Source organism: Rhizobium sp. SVR5-2C, assembly GCF_056755115.1.
Map to the genome: position 1 here is coordinate 1 of NZ_JBNDHT010000251.1, position 4,533 is coordinate 4,533.

Annotated in this window: 5 protein-coding genes and 1 pseudogene; 4 read left to right on the forward strand and 2 right to left on the reverse strand. The window is 61.2% G+C overall.

The annotated features are described in order from the left end of the window. Positions 1 to 655 (forward strand): polysaccharide deacetylase family protein (locus ACPYOI_RS35050; protein WP_481424067.1); only part of this gene is annotated, 655 nt, incomplete at its 5' end. Positions 656 to 682: 27 nt separating this feature from the next. On the opposite strand, the gene ACPYOI_RS35055 is transcribed toward ACPYOI_RS35050, so the two are convergent. Both ACPYOI_RS35055 and ACPYOI_RS35060 read right to left on the reverse strand, forming a co-directional pair. After that, on the reverse strand, positions 683 to 1,849 hold the full coding sequence (locus ACPYOI_RS35055) for an AI-2E family transporter (protein WP_481416635.1): 1,167 nt from the start codon (positions 1,847 to 1,849) through the stop codon (positions 683 to 685). 101 nt (positions 1,850 to 1,950) lie between these two features. Beyond that, a complete protein-coding gene (locus ACPYOI_RS35060; protein ID WP_481416634.1) occupies positions 1,951 to 2,811 on the reverse strand; it encodes a VOC family protein in 861 nt (286 codons plus the stop codon). Between the two features lie 353 nt (positions 2,812 to 3,164). Here ACPYOI_RS35060 and ACPYOI_RS35065 point away from each other — a divergent pair, with 353 nt between their 5' ends. The 3 genes and pseudogenes from ACPYOI_RS35065 to ACPYOI_RS35075 form a co-directional block, all read left to right on the forward strand. After that, positions 3,165 to 3,575, forward strand: a complete 411-nt coding sequence (locus ACPYOI_RS35065) for a universal stress protein (RefSeq protein ID WP_481416633.1) — start codon at positions 3,165 to 3,167, stop codon at positions 3,573 to 3,575. Positions 3,576 to 3,680: 105 nt separating this feature from the next. Next, a complete protein-coding gene (gene trhA, locus ACPYOI_RS35070) occupies positions 3,681 to 4,349 on the forward strand; it encodes a PAQR family membrane homeostasis protein TrhA (protein ID WP_481416632.1) in 669 nt (222 codons plus the stop codon). Between the two features lie 114 nt (positions 4,350 to 4,463). Then, a pseudogene (locus ACPYOI_RS35075) lies at positions 4,464 to 4,533 on the forward strand (GNAT family N-acetyltransferase); the annotation flags it as partial.

Sequence of the window (4,533 nt, forward strand, 5' to 3'; positions counted from 1 at the left end):
TCTGCATATCGTGCGCTCCGGTGCGTCGAGCCATCCGCGCATCGCGCTCACCTTCGACGCCTGCATGGGCAAGGCAGATGACCGGATCATCTCGACGCTGGTGAAGGAGCGCATCCCGGCAACGATTTTCGTCACCGGGCGCTGGCTGAAGCGCAATCCGCAGGCGCTCTCGGTGTTTCTGCACAATCCCGATCTCTTCGAGCTCGAAAATCACGGGCAGAACCATATTCCGGCCGTGGATAAGCCCGTCTCGATCTACGGCATCGCCGCCGCCGGCTCGCCGCAGGCCGTCAAGCAGGAGGTAGAGGGCGGTGCCGACGCGATGCGCGCTGCCGGCATCACGCCGCCGCACTGGTTCCGCGGCTCGACGGCGAAATACGATCTTTCGGCAATCGCCGAGATCCGCGCGATGGGCTATCGCATTGCCGGCTACTCCGTGAACGGCGACGGCGGATCGCTTCTCGGCGCTTCGATCACCGAAAAGCGCATCGCCTCTGCGAAGGACGGCGATGTCGTCATCTCCCACATCAATCAGCCGACCCACGCGGCGGGCGAGGGCGTTGCAAAAGCGCTTCTTGATCTGAAGGTCAGGGGCGCCCAATTCGTCCGGCTGCAGGATGTCGAGGACATGGGCGACGACAGCACGACCCAGTAATACTCGGCGTCCTCAGGTGCTTTGCCATCACTTCGGCAGTTGCGGCTGCACTTTCTCCTCGATGAAGAGTTCGTCGACGATCGCCATGACGATCAGCGACAGAGGAAGCGCGAGCATGGCGCCGACCGCGCCCCACAGCCACGTCCAGAAGATGATCGCGATGAAGATGAAGAACGGGTTGATCTCAAGCCGCCGGCCCATGACCGCGGGGAAGATCAGGTTTTCCATCGCGAGGTGGATGGTGAAAAACGCGGCTGCCGGCAACAGGCCAGCGACGATGCCGTCGTGCGTGATGATGCCCGCGACCGCGACGGACAGGGTCATCACGGTGATGCCGAGATAGGGGATGAAGCTCGACAGGAAGGCGAAAAAACCCCAGAGAACCGGCGCCGAGAGCCCGCCGGCCCAGGCGATCACTGTCATCATGACGCCGAGTGCGGCATAAATGATCGAGGCGGTTGCGAAATAGAAGCCGAGTACCTGCTCGACCGAGCTGATGACGCGGATTGCCGCCAGGCGCTGCTGCCTCGTCCGGAAGGTCATGATGATCGTCTTGCGCAGATGAACGCGGCCGGAAAGGAAGAGCAGCAGCGCCGCAAAGAAAATCAGCGTCTGCACGAGGGCCGGCGTCAGGTTTGCCGTCACCACATGCAGGACGCTACCGGTGTTTTCGAGCAGCGCGTTGATCGACGTCGGCCCGCTCTGGAATGTTTCCGCGGTTATGTGCAGCCAGCGTATCCGTTCCAGATAGGGGATAATCCGGGTGATGGTCTTCTCGATGAAGGCGGGAGCCTCGTTGGCAAGCGTCGTCAAAGGTCCCGCAAGCGAACTGACGACAATGAAAATCACCAGCGCAACGGCGCTTGAAAGGATCACCGCATTGGTGATCCGCGGTACGCCGAGCCTGCTCAGTTTCTCCGCCGCCATGCCCAGGATCATGCCGACGACGACGGCAAGCGTTACCGGAATGAGGATCAGCGACATCTGGTACAAGGCGGCGAGCCCAAGCATCAGGAAAATTCCGATGACCGCCCACGCCATGCTGATATCGAGGCCGTCTTTCTCGACGCGATGCGCGGGAGCCTGTGGCATCTCTTCGGCCGCGGCGGTCAGTGTCTCAGCCCAGGCGCTCGTCCGTCGCTCGCCAATCGCGATCTTTTTTGCCTGTTTCTTGATGCCATTGGCGATGCCCATCTATGGAATGTCCCCGGAAGCCGAATTGCCTCGGCACGAGAACGCGTCGGCGGGATGTTGGTTCCGGGGAGGGCGGCGCGGTCTGCGACAGAACCTGCATCTCAAGCCGAAAGCGTCAGCCCGATACCCCAGGGGTCCTTGAGGAAGATGCCGCCGTCGCGCTTCTCGGTCTTGATCTCGAGCCTGTCGAGCGCCTGAACGGCGTTGTCGAGTGAGGCCTTGTCGTTGAAGCGCATCGTGAAGTCGGAAAGGCCGGTCATGCCGTCGGCGCGCGGGCCTGCTCCGCGGCTGTTCCAGATATTGGCCGCGACATGATGATGGTAGCCGCCGGTCGCGAAGAAGCTTGCGCCGGGATAGCGCGCCATCAGCTTGAGGCCGAGAACGTCGCGATAGAAGCCATCCGCTTCCGGAATGTCGCCGACCTGCAGATGGATGTGCCCGATCGCCGTGCCGTCGGCCATGCCGTTCCACGCGTCCTCCGGCACGCTGTTGTAGAGCGCCTGAAGATCGAGGCGGTGGGTCGCCATCTCGACCTGGCCGTCCTGATGAAACTTCCAGACGTCGTGCGGCCGGTCGGCATAGATCTCGATGCCGTTGCCTTCGGGATCAGAGAGATAGATCGCTTCGCTGACAAGATGGTCCGAGGCGCCTTCGAGCTGGACATTGTTATTCGCTGCCTGACGGAGCCAGCGGGCAAGTTCCGCCCGGTTCGGCACCAGGAAGGCCGTGTGGAAGAGGCCAGCCGCATTTCGCGGCGCGATCTGCGCGTTGCCGGCGGTCGTGAGCGTCAGGAGCGGCACATCGCCAACGCCAAGCACCTCGCCGTTCGGCGCCTTCTCGATCACCTTGAGGCCAATTATCGATTGATAAAAGCTGGAAACCAGCGGCAGGTCTGCGACGATGAGATGCGACTGGCTGATATAGGCAGGGCGCGTCAATGCATAAGTGGGTTCGGTCGTCATAGGTCTTTCTCCTGCCTTGGATTGGAAAGGCGCACCGGCACGGCTGCTTTGCCTGTCCCGAGGGGCAGGCAAAGGACGCGACGGCATTTTTGCTGGCGCATAAGCCCTCCCGCAAATCCACGCGGACAAGGATGCCGCCCGTAGCGAGCGCGGGGAGTTTTCGCCGGTGCATTCGCCTTCAGGTCCCCTCTGCTGCTGTACTTGCACCCTCTATGCCGCATTTCGATTGTTCACAGAAGACCAGTTTTTGATGATGAAGCGTTCATCGCATGTTGACGATCGCTTGCGCGCGCTTGATCCTGCCTCGCGCGCCTTATCTATTCTAGATAGACAGGCTGGTAGGGGAGGCAATCATGTACAAGAAGATTATCGTCCCGGTGGAAATCGGCACGATCGAAAGGGGTGAGAGGGCATTCCGAAAGGCGGCGACGCTGCTCGACGAAGGCGGAGAGATCGTCCTGCTCAATGTCGTGCAGGATGTGCCCACCTACATCGCCGTCGACCTTCCGCCCCAATTGATCGAAAACACCATAGAAGACGGCCGCCAGAAGCTGGAACAGCTGCGGCAAAAGACCGGGATCGCGGCGATCGTCGAGATCGGCCGGGGTCCGCCGGCGCATGGCATACTTGCGTCGGCCGAAGCGCACCGGGCCGACCTCATCATCGTCGCCTCGCATGTTCCGGATTTCTCGAACTATTTCATCGGTGCAACCGCCGACCGGGTGGTGCGCCACGCGAAATGCTCGGTACTGGTGGACAGGTAGGATTAAAGGATTTTACCAAGTTTTACCGCAGCCGGCGTTGCCGTCTGTTGCGTCGCCGCTTGTTCAATGCGAGCATCGGCTGGGGAGGAAAACGGGTGCGCATGGATGGCCGAGTTCAACGGAATTCGCTGGGCTTATGACAAATACGAGCTGATCGCCGATGGCATCGTCCATGGTGTCGGCCTCGCGCTGGCGCTCGTGGGTGCGACCGTGCTGATCTTCTATGCCATGGTCTGGAGCTCCAACGGCGAGATCGCGGCTGCATGGATTTACGGTGTCGGGCTCGTGCTGACGCTCGCCATTTCCTTTTCCTACAATGCCTGGCCCGTCTCGCGCACCAAATGGTACCTGCGCCGGCTCGATCATTCGGCGATCTTCATCCTGATCGCGGCGACCTATACGCCGTTCCTTCAACGCGGTGCTGACGATCCGCTGCTCTTCGGCATGATGATCGGCATCTGGGTGGTGGCCGCCGTCGGCATTTTCCTGAAATGCGCGTTTCCCGGGCGCTACGACAAGCTCGCGATCCTGCTTTACCTCGCCATGGGCTGGAGCGGGCTTCTGGTTGCCGACACTGTCGCCTCGCACATTCCCTTCGCTTCGACGCTCTTGATCATTATCGGCGGCGTCATTTATTCGGCAGGCGTGATCTTCCATATCTGGGAAAAGCTGCGCTTCCAGAACGCCATCTGGCACGGCTTCGTGGTTGCCGCCGCTGCGGTGCATTACTCGGCGGTGCTGACATGCTTCAGCATGAGCGCGTCCGGCGTCTGATCACCTGCCTCCTGGAGCCCGCCTCGTCCCATCATCGTTGGCGCCGATTCGTGGTTTACATCGCCGGAGGCCGGGCGTATGCGCTTGGCCGAAACGAACCGGAATGGACCTGATATGACCGACGCCGTCCTCGTGCGCGACGCAACCGAAGCCGATCTTCCAGTGATCCGCGACATCTACAACC